This is a genomic window from Hahella chejuensis KCTC 2396 (assembly GCF_000012985.1).
In the GTDB taxonomy this organism is placed as follows: Bacteria; Pseudomonadota; Gammaproteobacteria; order Pseudomonadales; family Oleiphilaceae; genus Hahella; species Hahella chejuensis.
Genome location: NC_007645.1, coordinates 3736973 through 3756444 on the forward strand (window position 1 = coordinate 3736973; position 19472 = coordinate 3756444).

The 19472-nt window shown below is 54.7% G+C and carries 19 protein-coding genes; 13 read left to right on the plus strand and 6 right to left on the minus strand.

The features are described from left to right. Nucleotides 1–76: 76 nt before the first annotated feature. The 8 genes from HCH_RS16135 to HCH_RS16170 are packed head-to-tail and all read left to right on the plus strand — an operon-like array spanning nt 77 to nt 9224. Entirely contained in the window at nt 77–1735 is a 1659-nt protein-coding gene (locus HCH_RS16135; RefSeq protein ID WP_011397407.1) for an AMP-binding protein, read from the plus strand. Next, nucleotides 1732–2814 carry a cytochrome P450 gene (locus HCH_RS16140; protein WP_011397408.1) on the plus strand — a complete coding sequence of 361 codons (1083 nt, stop codon included), beginning with the start codon at nt 1732–1734 and terminating at the stop codon, nt 2812–2814. The genes HCH_RS16135 and HCH_RS16140 overlap by 4 nt, the downstream gene beginning before the upstream one ends. After that, the gene (locus HCH_RS16145) at nt 2804–3907 is read left to right on the plus strand and encodes a cytochrome P450 (protein ID WP_041598712.1); all 1104 of its coding nucleotides are present in this window, start codon (nt 2804–2806) and stop codon (nt 3905–3907) included. Before HCH_RS16140 ends, HCH_RS16145 begins: the two co-directional genes overlap by 11 nt. Next, nucleotides 3904–4155, plus strand: coding sequence for an acyl carrier protein (locus tag HCH_RS16150; RefSeq protein WP_011397410.1), 252 nt, complete (start codon nt 3904–3906; stop codon nt 4153–4155). The genes HCH_RS16145 and HCH_RS16150 overlap by 4 nt, the downstream gene beginning before the upstream one ends. Continuing rightward, nucleotides 4152–5837 carry a carbamoyltransferase family protein gene (locus HCH_RS16155; protein ID WP_011397411.1) on the plus strand — a complete coding sequence of 562 codons (1686 nt, stop codon included), beginning with the start codon at nt 4152–4154 and terminating at the stop codon, nt 5835–5837. The genes HCH_RS16150 and HCH_RS16155 overlap by 4 nt, the downstream gene beginning before the upstream one ends. A gap of 10 nt (nt 5838–5847) precedes the next feature. Continuing rightward, nucleotides 5848–7404, plus strand: coding sequence for an MBOAT family O-acyltransferase (locus HCH_RS16160; protein WP_011397412.1), 1557 nt, complete (start codon nt 5848–5850; stop codon nt 7402–7404). 3 nt (nt 7405–7407) lie between these two features. After that, a complete protein-coding gene (locus HCH_RS16165; RefSeq protein ID WP_041598713.1) occupies nt 7408–8364 on the plus strand; it encodes a hypothetical protein in 957 nt (318 codons plus the stop codon). Nucleotides 8365–8396: 32 nt separating this feature from the next. Next, entirely contained in the window at nt 8397–9224 is an 828-nt protein-coding gene (locus HCH_RS16170; RefSeq protein WP_011397414.1) for a substrate-binding periplasmic protein, read from the plus strand. A gap of 5 nt (nt 9225–9229) precedes the next feature. On the opposite strand, the gene HCH_RS16175 is transcribed toward HCH_RS16170, so the two are convergent. Further along, entirely contained in the window at nt 9230–9745 is a 516-nt protein-coding gene (locus tag HCH_RS16175) for a hypothetical protein (protein ID WP_011397415.1), read from the minus strand. Between the two features lie 243 nt (nt 9746–9988). Between HCH_RS16175 and HCH_RS16180 the strand changes: the two genes are divergently transcribed. From HCH_RS16180 to HCH_RS16195, 4 genes are all read left to right on the plus strand, one after another. Next, nucleotides 9989–10306 carry a topoisomerase DNA-binding C4 zinc finger domain-containing protein gene (locus HCH_RS16180; RefSeq protein ID WP_011397416.1) on the plus strand — a complete coding sequence of 106 codons (318 nt, stop codon included), beginning with the start codon at nt 9989–9991 and terminating at the stop codon, nt 10304–10306. A 248-nt stretch (nt 10307–10554) separates the two neighbouring features. Then, nucleotides 10555–11031 carry a hypothetical protein gene (locus tag HCH_RS16185; protein ID WP_011397417.1) on the plus strand — a complete coding sequence of 159 codons (477 nt, stop codon included), beginning with the start codon at nt 10555–10557 and terminating at the stop codon, nt 11029–11031. A gap of 121 nt (nt 11032–11152) precedes the next feature. Next, nucleotides 11153–11629, plus strand: coding sequence for a hypothetical protein (locus HCH_RS16190; protein ID WP_011397418.1), 477 nt, complete (start codon nt 11153–11155; stop codon nt 11627–11629). Between the two features lie 33 nt (nt 11630–11662). Continuing rightward, the gene (locus HCH_RS16195) at nt 11663–12136 is read left to right on the plus strand and encodes a hypothetical protein (RefSeq protein ID WP_011397419.1); all 474 of its coding nucleotides are present in this window, start codon (nt 11663–11665) and stop codon (nt 12134–12136) included. 25 nt (nt 12137–12161) lie between these two features. On the opposite strand, the gene HCH_RS16200 is transcribed toward HCH_RS16195, so the two are convergent. Further along, entirely contained in the window at nt 12162–13568 is a 1407-nt protein-coding gene (locus HCH_RS16200; protein ID WP_049780970.1) for a heavy metal sensor histidine kinase, read from the minus strand. Further along, nucleotides 13555–14241, minus strand: coding sequence for a heavy metal response regulator transcription factor (locus HCH_RS16205; RefSeq protein ID WP_011397421.1), 687 nt, complete (start codon nt 14239–14241; stop codon nt 13555–13557). The genes HCH_RS16200 and HCH_RS16205 overlap by 14 nt, the downstream gene beginning before the upstream one ends. A 336-nt stretch (nt 14242–14577) precedes the next feature. Between HCH_RS16205 and HCH_RS16210 the strand changes: the two genes are divergently transcribed. Next, nucleotides 14578–14805, plus strand: a complete 228-nt coding sequence (locus tag HCH_RS16210) for a hypothetical protein (RefSeq protein ID WP_011397422.1) — start codon at nt 14578–14580, stop codon at nt 14803–14805. A gap of 124 nt (nt 14806–14929) precedes the next feature. On the opposite strand, the gene HCH_RS16215 is transcribed toward HCH_RS16210, so the two are convergent. From HCH_RS16215 to HCH_RS16225, 3 genes are read right to left on the minus strand one after another with little or no spacing between them, the layout of a single operon-like run. Continuing rightward, nucleotides 14930–16570, minus strand: a complete 1641-nt coding sequence (locus tag HCH_RS16215; RefSeq protein WP_011397423.1) for a hypothetical protein — start codon at nt 16568–16570, stop codon at nt 14930–14932. Then, nucleotides 16557–17693 carry a caspase family protein gene (locus tag HCH_RS16220; protein ID WP_011397424.1) on the minus strand — a complete coding sequence of 379 codons (1137 nt, stop codon included), beginning with the start codon at nt 17691–17693 and terminating at the stop codon, nt 16557–16559. The genes HCH_RS16215 and HCH_RS16220 overlap by 14 nt, the downstream gene beginning before the upstream one ends. 5 nt (nt 17694–17698) lie before the next feature. Beyond that, complete coding sequence (locus HCH_RS16225) at nt 17699–19240, minus strand: hypothetical protein (protein WP_041598714.1); 1542 nt, start codon at nt 19238–19240, stop codon at nt 17699–17701. Nucleotides 19241–19472: the final 232 nt, after the last annotated feature.

Sequence of the window (19472 nt, forward strand, 5' to 3'; positions counted from 1 at the left end):
AAGAGAGACTAGGGTTTATTACAGAAATCAAAAGCATGCAGTCAGGTATTACAACGAACATTCACAAGGGAACTTCATGGACGACCAAACGCTTCACCATCATCAAGAAAAGTCCGTTGCAACGTTACTTGTAGAGGCGCTAAAAAGCAGCCCACAACCGTATATTCTGACCTACCTGAACAAAGGCGGCGAGCTTGGGGAGACCCGATATACCCCGAGCCAGTTGTTGGCCGAGAGCGCCCAGTACGCCGAACGCTTGCGCGCAGACATGAACGGCGCCCGCACAGCTTTGCTCTCAATGGAGCCGGGCTGCCATTTTGTCATCGCCCTGCTGGGATGCATATTTTCCGGCATTACGGCCATCCCCGTCCCGGCGCCTCGCTCTCCCAAAGAAATGGTTCGACTACAGGCGATCATGAGTGACAGCCATACGCGCCAAATTATTTGTGACGCGAATACACTGGCGTACTTTCAAAAAGAGACTTCAGACGATGATCGACTTCAGTTAATTCATATTTCAATCGACGCAAACGAAGTCGACAGTCGGGCGGGCGCTTTCATACAGGAACCAACGATCACGCCTTTTATCTCTCCACATGAGCCCGTCATCATTCAGTACACCTCCGGCTCGACCAAAGCGCCAAGAGGCGTCAAAGTCTCGGAGAGAAACATTCTCGCAAACCAGCGCATCTCCGCGGAGAAGTGGCGCTTCGCCCCAGAAAAAAACATGTTGTCCTGGCTGCCTCATTACCATGACATGGGGTTGTTCGGGAGCATTATTTACCCGCTTATGACGGGCATGCAGTGCATATTGATGAGCCCTGTCGACTTTATCAAGCAGCCGCTGCGCTGGTTGTCCGCCGTCAGTAAGCACCGCGCCGCCATCAGCGGAGGCCCCGCTTTCGCTTATCAGTTATGCCTGGATATAGCGCCGGATGACTTTATCAGGGGACTGGATCTCTCCTGCTGGCAGGCGGCGTATTGCGGCGCAGATTATGTGCCGCACCAGCTACTTGAAAATGTCAGGAAAAGATTCAGCGCAGCGGGTTTACACTCTCGCTCCGTCCTGGCTTGTTACGGTCTCGCCGAAAGCACACTGTATGTGGGGGGGGAAAAGATCTGGGAAGACTTGCCGGAGGTGTTCGCCCAGCGCAGTAATCCACTCACTACCTGTGAGGGCTGCTATCTCGGGCGGACATTTGATCACATAAGAATACTGTCGAGCGAGGGCGGGAAAGAGCAACCGCCCGGAGAAACCGGAAAGATCTATATCAGCAGCGATAGCGTTACGGAAGGCTACGTCAACGCGGAATTGCCTGTATTCGAGGAAAACGGAAGAACTTGGCTGGACACAGGGGACATTGGCTTCATCAAGGATAACTTCCTGTTTATCACCGGTCGTGAGAAAGACATGGTGGTGATTCACGGAAAAAACATATTCACCAACGATCTGGCGTTGAACGCAGCGAACACTATCAACACGCTGAACCCCAACGCCTGTGTGCTCTACAAACGGGAGCCGGACCATAGGCTGACGATGTTGATAGAAACCAAGAACAAGACCGCTGAGTTCGATGAAGAGCAAGTCGCCTTGATCAAACGGCAGGTGTTTGATGAGTTCGGCGTCAGTCTCATGGATGTCTCTATTCTTCCAAGAGGCTCAATGCCCCGGACTTCAAGCGGCAAAGTACAAGCCGATCTGGTTCGGCGCAGCTACGCGGAACAAGCAGTATGAGGCCTCCGACCGTCCAGAGTCAGGAGCTGGCCCTTAAGCTCTTAAGCCATAAAAAACTGGCGGCGTTTTCCATTGAAGATTATGTGGAAAAGCTACACCAGGAGAGCGGAGAGGACTTCTCCTACCTTATCCAGGTCACGCGCGCCATGCTGTCCTTCATGGAAGGAGCGTCGCACCTGGCGTTGAAAAAGGTCGCGCTCTCGTCTCTACAGCACGGGCTGATCATCATGGACAAGCTCTGTCTGCACGCTGTTACGCGGGAGCGTCTGCAACAGCTGAAGCTTCAATCGCAGGTAGATCTGGTCAACGATCTGTGCGATCCCCTTTTCACCGACATGATCAGCATCCTGTTTGGGCTTGATATCCCTGATCGAGCGGACTTCCTCGCCCTGATTGATAAAGCCGCCGCCATCACGGAGCCATTATTACCAATAAGACGTTTAAAAGAAGTGCAAAACGCCTTTCTGACATTGCGCGACATGATAGGCGGGCAATGGCGAACGCTGAGGCCCGGGATATTATCCGCCATGCAGCAGCATGGCGACGGACTGGGTCAGGAAGAGCTGCTTATATTGATGGCGACTCTGGTGATAGCTTCGCGTACGACCACAGAGACGCTGGCGGGCGTCATGCTGGAAAACAGCGGGAAAGACGGCTGCCGACATGGGTTGATGGGCGACCCGCAATGGGTGGAAGAGCATATAGAGGGCATGATCAGACTGTGCGCCTCTACGGAATACCTCACCCGTGTCGCCAAAGAGTCGGTCCAGATCGGTGACCTGCCCCTTGCAGCGGCGGGTCAGGTATTTATCCACGCCCCTTCCGCCAACCGCGACCCCAGCTACTACCCCGACAATCATTTTTCAGGATTGGAGCGCAGTAAACATTGCCGCCACATCGCCTTTGGCGGCGGCAGTCATCGCTGTCCCGGGGCGAATCTCGCAAAAGTCACGCTCAGCGCCGTAATTCCGATTATTTATTCCACTCTGGAGCGTATCGACATAGATCCAAAGGCCGTGCGATACAAAAACTCAACCTTCGCCAAACGACCAGCGAGTATTCCCGCATATGTTTGCTGACGAACCAACGCTTGTACGCAGAAGTAAGTTCGAAAACAAAAACGGCATCGTCATCCTGGACAACTATCACGACGCTGCGATGGTGTTATCAGACAAAGCGTTCCACGTTCCGGATCTGCCTGGCTTCCTGCGCAAACTGGAAACCCACGCCACGGTGGATTTGCGCTATCTGAAGCTATATGTCGATAACTCGCCTTTCTTTCTGGAAGGAGAAAAACACAAACAGCTGAGAGACATCTGCCTTCGCTACCTCAGCGGCCAGGGTCTGAAAGAGTTGGACGACGTTATTTCCTCCCAGACCGGCGTCATCCTGGAGAGCTTACCGAGCGCCCCTTTTGACGCAATCACTTTGATAGGCAAACCTGTCTTCACCCTGATTATCAAACCGATTCTCGGGCTACGCCCCGCCGAGAGCGATAAATTCGATCGCCTGGCTATGGTGCTGCAACGTCTGATAGAGCCCATGCTATCCCTGAACAACCTTGCCAGAATTAATTCCGAGCTGGAATGGCTGACCCATCAGATTCAGCGACAGTTCGAAAAAGAACCCTCGCCGGGCGGTGTATTGGCGAGGTTAATGGCGGATGAGGAAACACCGCTTTCGGGCGAAGAAAAGATCGCCCTTGTCATCACCCTGTACGCCGCAGTGGCGCCATTGGCGCAAACGCTGTGCAATATGATCGACGTTCTGTACCGAAATGGAGCGCCCGCCCCTTGCGAACCAGCGCAATTGCTGGAACAACTGCCTTTCTACATTCATCAGGGCGCCGCCCCCCGCTTCATACACCGGGTCGCGTCAGAGTCCCGCAGAATCGGCGGAGTCGCCATCCGTCAAGGCGACACGGTGATGATCGACATAGCAAGAGCGGCCCTGACGGAAGCAGGCCCGCCAGGACAACGTTTAAGGCACTACAGTTTCGGGCATGGCGCGCATTTCTGCATTGGCGCGCCATTATCCAAACGCATTGTCAGCGAGTTTATTCCGCGATTTTTTCAGCAGTTCCCCAGTTTACGAGTCATCGAAAAGCAGTATGACGAGAACAATCATATCGCCAGAGCATTAACTTCGTTAATTGTGAGCCCAGATCCATGAAACTAGAAAAAGAATATATCGTTAGCTTTATTCTTGATCGCGCCTCTGAACTGACCAAAACGTCCCGCGAACAACTTATTGGAGACACGGCATTAGCCTCAATTGGGGTGGATTCGTTATACGCCGTCTTGATTTGCGGGCGGCTGGAGGATCATTTCGGGATTGAGATTGAACCAATCCTGATGTTCGAGCACCGCACCGCCAATGAGGTCGCTGACGCATTATTAAAGATGGCGCAGCCCGTATGAGTCGCTACTACATTGGTCTGTCCACATCTGGCCATGACCCTTCTTTCTGCATCGTCAACAGTGACGGCCAGGTCCTCTTCGCTGAAGCGACCGAGCGGTTTTTACAGGACAAAAGAGCCTGGGGCGTCATGCCGGACCATATCAGCCACATTGAAAGCGTCCTGAAACCCTTGATTTCCAAGGATAATAAAGCGGAATTTATAGTCGCCACCAGTTGGAAAGCCGTCAAGGAAGAATTGCCGGTGCAAATATCCGACGCACTGCTACCCGCCTCCCTGGGAGAGTGGATTCGCCACCAGCAGGGCTATGTGCAAGCCAGAGCCGGCAATCATTGTAGAATGGCGCTGGGAGAGCGGATGCTTGGCGATGTGCGCCACTATGACCATCACCTGTGTCACGCCGCCAACGCCTTGTATTCTTCGCCCTTCACTGATGGCCTTTGCCTGGTGCTGGATGGCGAGGGCGAAGTGGGCGCCGCCAGTTTATTTGAGTTAAACGACGGCGCACTCAAGAGAGCCTGGCGCTCATGGGGACCAGGCAGTTTAGGCGCTCTCTACGGCTGGTTGACCGAATTATGCGGGTTCAGCACGCGTCATGGAGAAGAGTGGAAAGTGATGGGTCTGGCGGCATACGGTCAGGCGGACGAGCATCTTGTCGCCGACATCAAGTCCATTATTCAGGTTGATTCGGGCCGCCTGCAATTATCTGACAAGGAGCGGATAAGGGAGGTCGTGACATCCTTGCAGCGTCTGGCCAGAAAGCCTGAAGACTCCATACTAAGTCAGGCGCGACTCGCCATGTCCGCGCAACAGGCTTACACAGAGCTTGTCGACCAGATCCTTGATGACATTAAGACACAGTACCCCCAAGCCGCTAACCTTTTGCTATCCGGCGGGTGTGCGCTCAACTCGCTCTACAATGGACGCATCCGGCGACAACATGGGTACGAACAGGTCCATGCGCCGCCCGCCCCAGCGGACGACGGTAACTCTCTTGGCGCAGCCATTCTCGCATGGGCCGAGGACAACAGCGCCTCCCGACTGCCCAGTGGCTATCTCTCACCCTATCTCGGATCAACCATAGCATCATCGGATATCGAAGCGGTTGCACGATACTCCGGGCTTACGGTCACCACACTCCCCGATGAGCATGCGGAATTGGTCGCCAATGAACTCGCTTCAGGAAAAGTCATTGGGGTAGCTCGCGGCAGAGCGGAATTCGGCCCCCGCGCACTAGGAAACCGGTCGATCCTGGCCGACCCCAGAAGCCCTGAAATGAAAGACAGGATTAACGCGATCATTAAAGGACGAGAGTCTTATCGTCCGTTTGCGCCCGCGCTCCCTGAAGAACTCATTCAGGACTGGTTCGATGATGCGCACCCGTCCCCTTACATGTCATTCGCATTGCCCTGGAAAAAGGAAAAACGCGCTTTCGCGCCCGCCGTCGTACACAATGATGGAAGCGGAAGACTGCAAAGCGTTTCTCCCGCCCGATCCCCCTGGTTTCATCGTTTATTACACGCCTTTGCAGATATAACCGGAACGCCTGTTCTCTTGAACACCAGTTTCAATGTGATGGGCAAACCCATTGTCCACTCGGCCCACGACGCCATTTCTGTGCTGATGACCACAGGCTTGGACGCGGTTCTCCTGGACAATCATTACATTCAGAAAAAGAGGTAGGCCGGACGAGATGAAAATCTCCTACCTCACCTTCTACCTGCTGGTGTTTCCGGCGATCTTCTGCCTCTTCTCCTTGTTCAGAAAAATAGCCCCCGCCTACGCCCGACTGAGCGTCGCCTTTGCGTCGATGTTGTTTCTCGCCTTCGCTGACTTGGTTTCGCTCGCCATTCTGCTCGCCGTCGTTCTGATCAACTTGAACCTGATTCGGAGCATGGAGGCCAATCCTCACAGGAAAAAGCTGTATAAACTGGCGGGAATTACAGTGAGCCTTGCTCCGTTGATCTTCTATAAGCTGTTCGGAGGTAAGGTTCACTTCGACAGCGGGCTTGCCCAATCCCTTTTGCTCCCGCTGGGTCTTGCGTTCTACTCACTGCAACAGGTCACCGCGATTGTCGACTCCGCCAACGGGCAGGTTAAGTCTATTCAAGTAGGCGACTATCTGTTCTTTTCTTTCTTCTTCGCCACACTCACCTCCGGCCCCATCATCACCTATAAAGACATGATGGGACAGTTGCGGCAAGGGGCCTCGCCTTCCACCTACAACACAGATTTGGGAATCAGCCTGTTTATTCTCGGCTTCGCCAAGAAAACACTGATCGCAGACCCAATAGAAAGCATGACAGGCGCTTTATTGCAGGTCAGTAGAATCAATCCGGAAACCTACTTTTCCCTAACGGAGCTTCTATATATTTTCTGGGGCGGCATGCTGAGCTTCTACTACGTTTTCTCCGCCTATTCAGATATGGCCATTGGCATCGCCTTATTTTTCGGCGTCCGCTTGCCCGTCAACTTTAACTCGCCCCTAAAAGCCAAAACCCCGCAACAGTACGTCATGTCCTGGCATATGAGTTTCATGGCGTTTGTCAGACAATATGTCTTTCAACCGGTTTATCTCCTATTGAAAAAAGCGCCTGTCAAAGACCTCAATACGCGTTATCTCTTAGCATGGGCCGGGGCTGTCTTTTGCTCTTTTGGCGTAGTCGGCGTCTGGCATGCGCCAGATATTGTCACTGTGGCGATCAGCCTGTGCGTCGCACTCACCATTGTATGCGTTGAATCGTCATCCTTATTACTCAGAAGACGCAAGGTCCCCTCATCACATTTCCCCGGCATATTCTCAAGAGTAATTTTGCTCAGCTTTATTTGCCTTTGCGCGATTAAGTTCACTCATCCTGATTTTGAGATAGTCCGCGCATTCACCGACATGCTTGCGCATAATCCAACCCTTTTCGTATCTGACAGGCTTGCCTTCCTCTCCGACTATCTTCATGGCGAATGGATCGAGTACTACAGCTTTTTCCCAACGCTCACAACCGTCAATCGTTATGAGATTGCGCAGCCGACGCTATCGCCGGATCTCAGTATGCTTCACATTCTGATCGTTACCGCGATTACCTTTTGTTGCCCTAACTCTATGCAAATATTTGGGTTGCTGGAGGAAAAAGGGACGTCCGATGTTACGCCGCGCTGGAGTAATCGCTTGCGCGCCGCCATAGCTGCGGGCGTCTTGCTGTGTCTGTCCCTATCCTTCGCCAATAATGGCTCCAGCTTCAGTTATGGCGGGTGAGCAGTGACCCGTTATATGAAGTGCATCGCCTGTGTCGTCGCCCTTTTTTACGCCGTGGTCATTCCTGTAAACATCTTTATGGACCCGCTGGGTTTGGGTTGGGTAACGGAGGTGACGGACGAACCTGGAATCTATGATGAAATTAATACGCGACTGGTTTTCGAGGACATACGCGCCGCACTGACCAAGACCTCCGCCGCCAAAGTGCTGATCGGATCGTCCCGGGTGATGAGAGGCTTCGACACCTGCGCTCTTAACTCCATTCTTAACATAGGCGTCAGTACTATCACTTCCGCGCAGACAGAATACCTTGTCGATTATGCGGTGCGTCTGAACAAGTTCGACGTCATTCTTGTGGAGGCACTGCCTTACACGCCGCCGGAGAATATCTTGTCCGCCCAAAAAGGCCTTGTCGCCAAATTGATCAGCCTGAGAACGTTCTTCTTATCTTTTAAGGCGCTGAGAGACAAATTCAGTCCCAAACCTCTTGCGAAGTTTGATTGCAGCCAGTCCGGTTCGGCTGGCTCTTTCTTTACTGAAGTGAGCACGCTTGACAAAAGAGTGTATCGACAATATCGCTATATCTCGAGGTATGCGAGCAACATTGCTCTGGAGATCAAACGGATTCAAAGAAAGGCAAGTGCGCAAACCAAGGTTATTCCATTTATTCCACCAGTCCATCCAGACTTATTGAGCCCGGAGGAGGTCGACCAATTACTGATGGAAATAAGCGGCATGCTGGGTGAGAAAAACAGCCTGGTGTCATACTCAGAAATATATGATCGCGAATTTCTGGATAAGCCGACACTGTGGCAGGACGCCAATCATTTCAGCCCCGAATTAGGCGCAAGCTACCTTCAGTATCTTGTCCAAGTCAGCAAATCCGAGGAAAGGCATCCTATGCGCGGTCACGACACTATAAAAATTAACTACACTAATTCTTATATCAAAATCCTGTGAACCCCACGCATACCTGAGCAGCTAGCGCCGATATGGATACTCTAACTTTGCAGCCGGCCTCAAAGCAGCGCGCCCAGTTACTGCTGTGCGCTTTGCGCACGCTTACCTTTTGCCTTTCCTTTAGTTGTATTTCAGTATCCGCCCAGGCTGGTGAAACCATTTCCATCGCTACTGGCGAGTATATCCCCTGGACGTCGCAGAAAGGCCCCCATGGCGGCTTCATAAGCCATGTCGTTACGGAGGTTTTTAAGCGCCAGGGGATCGACGTCACTTTCGAATACTACCTTTGGGCCCGCAGCTATGAGCAGGCGAAGCAGGGCCTGCATAACGCCGCATCCTATTGGGCGTGCAGCGAAGAGCGGAAGAAGGATTTTTATTGCAGCGAGCCTCTGGCGGAGGAGGACACTGTCTTCTTTCACCTTAAGACCACTCCGCTGGAAAAATGGAACGCCCTCGACGACCTGCGTCCTTACAGCATCGGCGCCACGATTGGTTATACCTATACCAAAGAATTCTGGGCGGCGGCGGAGTCCGGGATGTTGCGAGTCAGCACCGTCCCGGAGGATGAACAGAACTTCAACATGCTGGCGCTGAATCGCATTGACCTGTGCCTGATGGGCCCGGTCGCCGGTCTGACATTGCTGCGCCAGCAGTTTCCCAAAGCCATCAGGGAATCCATCACTTACAACCCCAAACCCCTCGTCACCACTCATCTGAGCCTGCTGTTTCCCAAGGCCCACAAGGATTCCTTGCGTCTGATGTTGATCTTCAACGAGGGGCTCCGGCAGGTCCGCGCCGAGGGGCTCTATGATCGTTACATGACGGACCTGCTGGCTGGAGAATACGATCCGAAAAACTGAGCGGGTCAGCCCTGTCTGTAACGGATATCCCTGTAAAACTCATGGGAGTCCGCATCAATTTCATCTCCTGCGGCGAACAGCGTTTCCTGTTCTCGGTCCGTCAGCGGGATATCTACATAAGCGCCTGATGAGGGCTGAAATCGCGTTGTACAAATCATCCACTCCTGACTCTGGTTCTTCAGAAATCCCCGTCCGGGATGGTCGCCGCAAAGCCAGCGCTGGCATTCGCTGCAGGCATTAAAATACTCGCTGTTGTCGTTCAGAGCGAAGAACACCATGTTATCCAGCGCCTCGCCATAGGCCATCGCAAGGTATGCCGCGCGGTTTTCCGCACACCCGCCTGTTCCCCAGTCTGTCGTATTCAATTCCGCCATGTTGTAGCCGACATAGCAGCGGCCCGTTACTGTGGAAACGGCGTAGCACATGGTAAAGCCGCGCTTGTTGGTGTTCGCTTCCCGCACACGACGCTTGTACATACGCTGGGCGATCGCTTCAATGATTTGCTTGTGGGTTTTGGCCATGGGACACACTCCTTGCAGTGAGAAAGGTTGCTCCTTCGGCGTCAACGAAACAGCATGAGCCGATTATCATTATAGGCGTGAATGAATAAGCGAAACCTTCAAGAAAAGATCATATTTTGTACAACCCTATTATCCACACCGTAATAACTACGACTCCCCTCGCCAAAGCCGCCCAAGCCAGCGCCCGTGGACTATACTCCTTCCAAATAAGAACAATTCGGAACGGATACGGCAGGAAGCAAAATGGACACGACATTAGAGTTTGCGCTCAAATTCTGGTTTTTAGCCCCTCTTGCAGGGATTATCGCCTTACTGCAAACGCCTTGGTTCAACCGTCTGATACAGCGCATCACTGAACAGCAAGAACCGCCGGCGCCGTCTCCACTGCAGGTCATGAAGGTTGCCGGCGCCACCCCACCCAAGCCCACTCAAAGAGTGAGAATATGCCCCCAATGCGGCGCCAGAATGGTCAGTCGCAGAGTCAAAAAAGGCCCCAGCGCCGGCCGCGAGTTCTTCAGCTGCAGCGCCTATCCGAAGTGCACCGGCGTGCGGGCGGCTTAATGGTCAGCACCGCAAAGCTGACCTCGCCTGCGCCTGAATAAACCCGCAAATTACACGGCGCTTTCGTCACAAACAGCATGTGGATTTACCCGATTCGACGTTAATTGCCTGGCGCACCACGGTTTCTTAAACTACACGGAATATGCGGCTGGTCATGCGTGCGGCTTCGGCGATGGGAGCCTCTTCGCTCCCTAAAGAACTCCGCCCAGGTTGCCGCACATCCCAGGCTATCAACAGGAGAACACTTATTGTCCGACACCCTATCTGAGCTGCTATTCAGCCCAAACCCCATATGGCATTACTTCTGGATAGCCTGGATGCTGGTCTTGTTTTCAGTGTTGCTCATTCAGCTTCCACTGGCTTACTTCGCCTTGGTCAGACCTTTCGACAAGAAGTTCGAAATGAAAAATATCATTCTGGAAAGGGGGATTTTCTATGGCAGCTTTATCGTCCGCCTGACCAACTACGTTCACGGCATTGTATTTGAGCCTTATCGCGGCAAGCTTTCCAACCCGATCGCCAAAAGGCTCATTGATGGCAAGTTTGCATATCAGGATCGGCTGTATGAAAAGAGAATTAATATGCGATCCTCCGCCAGCCCCCTTCAAATAGTCCTGAGCTACATTTTAGTAGCCAGCACTATCGTGATGGTCGGCGGCATGATTCCGTTGCTTATCCATAACTTTATTCTCTACCCTGACTTCGCTGCAGCGCATGGCGGCTAAAGTTCCACTACCTTCATGACGACCTCTGTTACTCTGCATTTGTATCGAAGTCCGCACATTAGTTGGGTCCGTGCCGGTTGTATGACCCCATGCCGCCGCATATTTTGACAGGAGTAACGTATTGGCTGACGCCCCACCTGAGCTGCTTCTTAGCCCAAACCCACTATGGCATTACTATTGGGTATCTTGGGGGCTGGTTTTATTTTCAATATTATTAGTCCAGCTTCCTGTCGCCTATTTCACGCTCGTCAGGCCCTTTGATAAGAAGTTTGAGATTAAGTATTACACGCTGGAAAAAGGGATTTTCTATGTCAGCTTTTTGATGCGACTGTTCAATTACGTGGCGGGGATATTGGTGCAGCCTTATAAAGACAAGCCTTTGAAAGGTCTCGCGCAACGATTTGTGAATGGACGTCTCGGCTATCAGGAGCGCGTCTATAAGAAGACCGTTAACTTTCGCGCTCATGCCTCCGGGTTTCAAATCTCGCTGTGCTATATCATGCTGATCAGCACAGTTATATTGTTTGTGGGCGTCATCCCCTTACTCATACATGACTTTATTCTCTACCCTGACTTCGCCGCAGCCCGGAATAATTAGTCGCCAGACCATTTTGAGTCACGAGAGTTGTCCATGCCTTCACCTTCAATGCTCTTTTTAAGCCCCAACGCCTATTGGCATTACGGGTTGCTTATCTGGGGGCTGGTCATGTTCTCAATTCTGCTTATTCAGTTGCCTGTGGCTTATTTCTCCATCGTCAGGCCTTTCGATAAGAAGTTTGAGATTCGGCAATACACGCTGGAGAAAGGGATCTTCTATCTCAGCTTCCTGATTCGACTATTCAACTATGTGTCGGGCATTTTGCTGCAACCTTACAAAGGCAGGCCCCTTAAAGGGCTCGCCAAAAGGTTTGTGGAGGGGCGCTTCAATTACCAGAAAAGCGTTTACAGGAAGAGCATTAACTTTCGCGCTCACGCTTCAAGGTTTCAAATCGGTCTCTGTTATGTCCTGGTTGTCAGCACCGTCATTATGTTTGGCGGGCTGATTCCGCTGCTTATCCATAACTTTATTCTCTACCCGGATTTCGCCGCGGCGCGCGGAGGATAAGTCTCCTGCGCCCTGGAGGCGCGCTTTATTTACCCGGCATTTTCATCACAAATTGCGTGTGGTTTTGTTCTGAGTTGGCGGCGATGCAGCCGCCGTGGGCTTCTACGATGGATTTGACGATCGCCAGTCCCAGGCCGGCGCCTTCGTCGGTGCGGCAGCGGGAGTCGTCGACGCGGTAGAAGCGGTCGAACACGCGGGACAGGTGTTCCGGCGGAATGCCGGGGCCGGGGTTGGCGACGCTGACCACGGCGAAGCCGGGAGTGTCGCAGAGGGAGACGGACACCGTCCCCCCTTCGGGGGTGTGGCGTATGGCGTTGGACAGCAGGTTGCTGACGGCGCGGCGCAGCATCATGCGGTCTCCCCGCACTTTGCGACAGCGCCCCTTCAGCGTCAGCAATACGCCCTGGGCTTCCGCCCAGGCTTCGAAGTAGTCAAACAGATCCTGCACTTCCTGGCGCAAGCTTACCTTTTCTGGCGACAGGCGTCCCAGACCACTCTCCGTGCGCGCCAGCAATAACATATCGTCGATCATTTTGGAGATGCGCTCAAACTCCTCCAGACCGGAGTACAGCACCTCCCGATATTCCTCCACGCCCCGTCCTTTGCTCAGCGCTACCTGGGTCTGGGTCATCAGGTTGGTAACCGGCGTGCGCAACTCGTGGGCGATATCCGCCGCGAAATTGGACAGGCGCTGATAGGACGTTTCCACGCGCTGCATCATATCGTTGAAAGACGCCGCCAGCTCCACCAGTTCCACCGGCGCTTCATCCAGCTCCAGGCGCACATGCAGCCGGTCCGACGACACCCCGCGAATGCGATTGCTGACCCGCCGCAACGGCGCCAGCCCCCTGCCCACGCCCACCCACACGCCGCAGATACCCACCAGCGCCGCCAATAAAGTGGACGCCCACAAGGTATGGCGATAGCTCTTCATGAACTTCCGATGGGCGCTGATTTCCAGGGCCAATGTGACGAGATAGTAGGAGGACGGAGCCGCTTCGGGAGCGCTCAATTTCAGACGAATTCCCCGGTACAGATTCTGACCGTCCCGCCACATACGCAGATTATCTGCGGTAATGACGGTGCGCACTTCAAGATCTCCGGGAGAACCTCTGCCCCGGAACTCAGGGGAGGCGTAAATCACTTCGTTGGAGGGCTTGCTGAGTTTACAAATCACGCCGAGACGACCCGGCAGGGCGCGATCCAGCTTGCGTTGCAGCATGCCCAGATCTTCAGCGGGCCAGTGTTGGAACAACATGTCCTCCACCACCGCCGCCGCTTCCTTCAGCACCGCGCCGTCCTGCTCCATGAAATGCTGATCAATAGTGCGCTCGATCAGCCAGCCGAACACCAAAAACACCGCCAGTATGGCCACGCCCACCAAAGCGGTGATGCGCACCGCAAGCGGCAACGGCCGTTTAGTGGAACTCATTGCGCACATCCAGCCGATAACCCATGCCCCTTACGGTCTGAATCAATTTAATGTCATGGCCGTCGTCCACTTTCATACGCAGGCGACGCACCGCCACATCAATGACATTGGTGTCGCTGTCAAAATTCATATCCCACACCTGAGAGGCGATCAGAGACCGCGGCAACACTTCCCCCTGCCGCCGCACGAACAACTCCAGCAAGGTGAACTCTTTCGTGGTGAGCTGTATCTCCGACCCTCCCCGACGCGCGCTGCGGCGGGAGATATCCAATGTCAGATCGCCTACGCTCAGCTGGTTCCCACTCAACGGAACCAGACCCCGCCGCAGGATATTGCGCACGCGCGCCAGCAGTTCGGAGAAGGCGAACGGCTTCACCAGATAATCATCGGCGCCTGACTCCAGTCCCTGCACCCGGTCCGACACGCTGTCGCGGGCGGTCAGAAACAGCACCGGGGTAGCGTTGCCCGCTTCCCGCAATGACCCCAGCAGACGCCAGCCGTCCAGGTCCGGCAGCATGATGTCCATGACAATCAGGTCGAAATGCTCGGTCATGGCCAGATGTCGGCCATCCAGGCCATTGGCGGCGGTATCCACGACAAAGCCCGCTTCCGTCAGGCCTTTCCGCAGGTATTCCCTGGTTTTCGCTTCGTCTTCCACGACCAGCAGTTTCATGTTGGGCCTCCGGGCTGCCTGGGGTTGTCGCATAGGGGGTGTTTGAAGAATCGAGCCGCGCGTGCGGGCGCGGCGGCGCAAAGATAACCCGTGACGCCGTGCGTAAAGATGACGCGCGCATTACGACCCTGTAATCCATGCGTCATGCCGCGGTCAGCGCCGACGCGACATAGTGTCGCCATCCTTTTCGAATTACCGGCGCAGCCGGCCTGTTGCGAGGGAGTTGCCAGCAGCGGAAACCAAAAGGATTCGGATTAAGCCGGGCCAAACCCGTAGCGAAAAATACTGTCCGTAAAGGTTTAACGAGATACACCCTGTAACTGGAGAATTGAAACGATGAAAACCAAAGCAATGATTTTAGCGACGCTGATGGCGACCAGCTACGCCATGACTACCAACGCCAGCGAACAAGGCGGCGGCTATCTGTGGGAGAAGAAAGCGGAGCAGAAAGAGCAGTCCGCCGCCAAATCCGGCGACTCCACTGCGAGCCAGATGGGCCACACTGCGGTGCAGCACAAACGCTGGTTATTTGACGACGCGCCCAGCAGCGACACGCAGTCTTAATACCCTTTCCAAAACCCTTAGCATTAAGAGCGATCAGACATCACATAACGGTTCCACCTGAGATGTCCACTCAGTCGGGGGCTTCCCAGCCCCCTTTTTTTGATCGGCTTTTGATCGGCGGCGACTAGCCGTTGGAAGGCGCCGCAATCAGCGCCAGTTTCTCCGTCAAATCCTGCAACGCCTCCGCCGCCACCACAAACGGCACATGCAGCCCTGACATCATCAACCTGAATTCCGCCAGCGAGAAGTCGTCTCCCTCTTCCAGTTGCTCTTTGATCAGCTGCAACATAGGCAGCAGTGAGATTTGCAGACTGGTCAGATTAAGCCCGCCCACTCCTTCCCGAGTCGCTTTCTTTTGCTCCCGAATGATCTCTCGCCAGGGGTTATTACAGGCAAGATCCTTGATCGCCTCCAGCACGTCCTGTTCTGGCCCGGAAGTAGTATCAGCCACTGTCCAGGGTGCGCTATCCGCAGTGGAAAAGTTATAATTACTGGTAAATATATTCATTTTTTTCAATATATTGGATGATATATTTAAAGTCAGCTCTAGTATTTGCGGCGACAGTGCTGAGCCTCCCGGACGCGCCACAATACGGCCTCCTACCTCTTCTTCCAGCCTCCAGGCCAGCCAGGGTCCCTGTGCGACCTGTCTGGCCGCCACTTCCCGCAAGATGGGATTAGCCGCAAACATCTGCGGCTGGTCCAATAACACATTCCAGCTGGCGCTCAGCATGGGCGGGAACTTCACGCCAGACAAAGACATGAAAGGCGTTTCTCCCTTCAGCGCCGCCAGGGCGACGCCCAACGCCAGAATATCCGGATTGTCCACGCCAAGCATCCCGGCGGTGTTATGGATCACCGTTTTCAGCAAGTCCTGATTGGGGCGTGGGCTCAAAAGCAGCAAATGCGCGGCGAACAGACCAAACAGCGGATTAAAGAATTTGTCCTGCAACAGAGCGTTCATTTCCTCCCGGGTAATGGCCTGGCGTCCCTGCAGTAAGGCGTAGCGGGCGATCTCCGTGAGCCGCAAGTATCGTCGCAGCTCATAGTGGGACAAGCCCATCCCCGAAGGAGTCATCAGCATGGCGCGTTCGCTGAAATCCTGATATTCCAAAGCGCCATCATCCTGGAGATGAAAATAAGCCTGAGTGCGCCACCCCGTCACAACATAAAACGGCGTTAACACCGTTTCTTCCTTCTCATTCTGATAGCCCAACAAGTAGTATCCGGCTTTCAACTTCAGATTGACCGCGATCAGCCCCAGCTCCGGCAGGCGGATTTCTTTGCGGCGAAAATCAGGGAGCTGGTTACCCATGGCGTCCCGTAGTTGCAGTCGCTCCATAGCTGAGCGCAAACGGTCCGCGCTCCGCCCCTCGTCGCCATCGGGAGCCGCATCCAGACGCAGGCTCAGCAGCAGGCCGCCCTCCAATCCCAGCCCTACATCCTCGGGTTCGCTCTCCACCAGATCGAACAGCGCCGTCTGTTGTCGCTTGCTCCAGTCGCCGCTCTCCTGCAACGGCGCCGGATTGGCGAATTCAACGGCGTTCAGCGGCACCGTCAGCGTATTCGTTTGCGGCTCCACCATAAACAACGACTCCGTACTGCCACCGCCAGCCAGCGCGCGCGCTTTATACAATCCCGGGGGCAAATCCACCTTTAATGCGCCAAAGCCGCTGGCGACCACCTGAAAGGCGCTGTCCACCACTTCTATCTCGCCCTGACCATCGGCGATATTGACGGTAACGGATGCTTTAGAGTTCGACATCGTCACCTCCGGTCTCAAATTTCTGTTGAATCGATGCGCCGCCGGTCGCCATCAGCAGTGAGACCGGCAGCGGCAACTCAAATTCTCCGTCGACGACAGGGATCGCCACTTCCTCCCCGCCACTGTCTCCATTCTGAAGACTTCGTCTAACTTTCACCTGGCTTCCATCGAGGGTGAGTTCAGCGATAACGTCAAACTGGCCGTTGACGATCCTGACTTTCTCACCGTCGCCCCAGTGCTTCACTTTAAAGCGTTGCGACTTCAATTTAGCGGCCTTGCGCTGAAAATAGATTTCGCCAATGGACGGAACCACTACCTCCGGCGGGTCCGCCGGCCGTCCTTCGCAGAGAATGCGCCATTGGCTTTCCAGATAGTTTTTCACCGCCTGGGAAGGCACCGCCGTCTTCCCCCACTCCGCATGCTCCAGCGCATCCAGGAACGCGTGGGTCAGCAGGCCGTGCACTTCGCCATTACGGGCGACGATGGCGCGCTCCTGCGCCTTGCCTCCTCGCGGCGCCCCATACAGTTCAAACAGCTTTGGCGAGACGCTGGCGCCGATATTGGTGGGTTGCGGCAGGGGCGGCGGCATAGGTCGTTGCGTCAGCTTGGCGTCGCGGCAGCAGTCCATGATCAGCACGATCTCAGAAAACAGGCCCTGATCCTTGGTCCATTGCGCAAAATAGGTGCCGTAAATATTCCAGTTTTCTATCGGGCTACTATTGCCGACAAATAAAGCGGCGTGGGCCTCACGGCGATACTTTTGGCAAAAACCGTGACCGGAGAAATACAGATAGAGTCGGCTGTCGCGATAGATGTATCCACTGCGGTCCGGTTTGCTGACCAGTTTCAGGAACTTCTTGAAGAAGTCCTGAAACAGCGGCGGCAGCGTGTGGTCATCATCGTCCCCGGCGACGGCGCCTGCTGATAGGTCCGCTGGAGTCATCCCGGTCTCGTCGGAGACGATTTCAATGACATGCGTTGCGGGCACATCGCCGCCAGTGGGCGACGTCAGCCAGTCGCGCATCAGTTTGACGTCCCGAACCGGCCCCTGCAGATCAGGCAGGCGCTCAGGGTCGCCGTATCGGCTGATGCCCACCAGAATAGCGTAATCGTCACTGGCCATATCGTTTAAAACCCGTGTTGAAGGATATGCGCCACGCTCGCCATGGTGCTGTCGTCGGCGTCATCGAAATCCCCATGTTTACGGCCGTCGCTATTGCGGCCATCTCCTGCTGCGCTGGGCGACCATATGAGGCTGTTGGGGTATTTGCCATAGAACTCGCGACAGGCCTGGATGTTGGGAAACATATCGGCGTTATAGACGTCGCTCTCACTCAGATAACGCTGCATGCCGACCAGCGGTTCGTCCGGTTCGTTTTCCAGCATGCCGGAGACGAAGTACAGCAGTGAGCTGCGGTACAGAATGGGAACCAGAATATCTCCTGCCTCGCGCTCATCGCACATGGCGAACTGGCGGAAGTGACTGATCCTGCCGCCGTGTTCAGCGATTGTGGCCGCCATCAAGGCATGAGTGACGGCCGGCGCCTCAAAGACGACGTCAAATTGCTGATTGGGCAGCAGACGGGCGGCGCTTTTCAGCAGATGACAGATATAAATCGCGCCGGTGCTGTGCCCAACCAGAGTAATTCTGGGCGGCGACTGCACGCCTTCCAGCTCCTCCTTCAGCGCCAGCAAAAAGGCATGGCCGCCGTATTCATTGCCTTCGGTGAAGGCGTCGGCGGTGTCTTTCTTCATCCTGTCCCACCAGACCGAGCGCCCGATTTTGTCGATATACAGTTCCCGCAAGGCCTCCTCCACCAGAGTGACGTAAGCGCCATGGGCCCGTCCCGCGCGGTAGCGACGAATAACACGCAGGACGATGGTGGCGACCACCTTGGCGACTTTCCACCAGGCGATGGCGCCGAATCCTCGCGTGGCGTCCGTGGGGTGAGGTTCGAACAGGCGGTCCGCCGCTTCCTTGCTGATTTGGGAATTGGCCGCGGCTTTTGTACCCTCGCCTTTAGTCGCCGGCTGCAGACTGTTTCGGGGATGAAGGCCGTTATACACCTCCGTCACCGCTTCTTGAAAGACAGGGTCCCCTTCAATGCTGTCGGCGATCTCCGCGCGCAGTTCATCTTCATCCAGCGCCACACTGCGGGTATTAATCGCGATAACGGCGTCGGACAGGTCGGCGGATTGATGCAGCGCGTCAGGAAGCGTTTCTCTGCGCCCGGCGAACCAGTCGTCAAACTCCTGCTGCAAGCTGACTTCGTTGAGCCCCACCCCGCCTGCGCCTTTTACGCCAACGCCCGAGGGGAGTTTCTTCAACACCCACTCCGACGCTTTCTTCACAAATTCCTTGAAGATTTTTTCGTTGGCGATTTCCTTCAGGTTGTTCATGGGCGCTTCAAAAAAGCCCGACTCCCATACGAAGAAGATGGGATACGCCCCGGCTTTAGCGGCGTACAGGGGATACAGACGTTGCTCCGCCGTCTCCCTGGCGCTATTTTCGCTGACCAGACCGCCGTGAAAATGAACAACGATTCCCGCCGCCGGATTCTTTTGCAGCGCCTGCCGCAAGATGTTGCGCACGTCCGCCGCCGAGGTATTGGAGGCCGGTTGTAATCGCCCGTCCGCCAAGTGAATGATGTGATTTTTGGAAATGAACATGCGCACCTCCTTCAAGCTGACCCTGCCATGACATGTTCTCTGAAGCCGCCACCCGTAACAGCGAAGGTTCATCCCGCATCGGCGGCTGACATTCCCTTCGCGTCCATCGCTACAGCCCGCAAATACGTCCGGCGCGCCCAGGAAAGGCGTTAAGTTTCATTATAGTTGAAGAAGTCATACTACGAAGGGGGATTGCGCTCTTTCAGGCAGCGACTTTACGCCAGGGCCCGGC

Bases quoted from the DNA above. Each gene is read 5' to 3' on its own strand.
- HCH_RS16135 (WP_011397407.1), top strand. From the start codon at position 77: ATGGACGACCAAACGCTTCACCATCATCAAGAAAAGTCCGTTGCAACG.
- HCH_RS16140 (WP_011397408.1), top strand. From the start codon at position 1,732: ATGAGGCCTCCGACCGTCCAGAGTCAGGAGCTGGCCCTTAAGCTCTTA.
- HCH_RS16145 (WP_041598712.1), top strand. From the start codon at position 2,804: ATGTTTGCTGACGAACCAACGCTTGTACGCAGAAGTAAGTTCGAAAAC.
- HCH_RS16150 (WP_011397410.1), top strand. From the start codon at position 3,904: ATGAAACTAGAAAAAGAATATATCGTTAGCTTTATTCTTGATCGCGCC.
- HCH_RS16155 (WP_011397411.1), top strand. From the start codon at position 4,152: ATGAGTCGCTACTACATTGGTCTGTCCACATCTGGCCATGACCCTTCT.
- HCH_RS16160 (WP_011397412.1), top strand. From the start codon at position 5,848: ATGAAAATCTCCTACCTCACCTTCTACCTGCTGGTGTTTCCGGCGATC.
- HCH_RS16170 (WP_011397414.1), top strand. From the start codon at position 8,397: ATGGATACTCTAACTTTGCAGCCGGCCTCAAAGCAGCGCGCCCAGTTA.
- HCH_RS16175 (WP_011397415.1), bottom strand. From the start codon at position 9,745: ATGGCCAAAACCCACAAGCAAATCATTGAAGCGATCGCCCAGCGTATG.
- HCH_RS16180 (WP_011397416.1), top strand. From the start codon at position 9,989: ATGGACACGACATTAGAGTTTGCGCTCAAATTCTGGTTTTTAGCCCCT.
- HCH_RS16195 (WP_011397419.1), top strand. From the start codon at position 11,663: ATGCCTTCACCTTCAATGCTCTTTTTAAGCCCCAACGCCTATTGGCAT.
- HCH_RS16200 (WP_049780970.1), bottom strand. From the start codon at position 13,568: ATGAGTTCCACTAAACGGCCGTTGCCGCTTGCGGTGCGCATCACCGCT.
- HCH_RS16205 (WP_011397421.1), bottom strand. From the start codon at position 14,241: ATGAAACTGCTGGTCGTGGAAGACGAAGCGAAAACCAGGGAATACCTG.
- HCH_RS16210 (WP_011397422.1), top strand. From the start codon at position 14,578: ATGAAAACCAAAGCAATGATTTTAGCGACGCTGATGGCGACCAGCTAC.
- HCH_RS16215 (WP_011397423.1), bottom strand. From the start codon at position 16,570: ATGTCGAACTCTAAAGCATCCGTTACCGTCAATATCGCCGATGGTCAG.
- HCH_RS16220 (WP_011397424.1), bottom strand. From the start codon at position 17,693: ATGGCCAGTGACGATTACGCTATTCTGGTGGGCATCAGCCGATACGGC.
- HCH_RS16225 (WP_041598714.1), bottom strand. From the start codon at position 19,240: ATGTTCATTTCCAAAAATCACATCATTCACTTGGCGGACGGGCGATTA.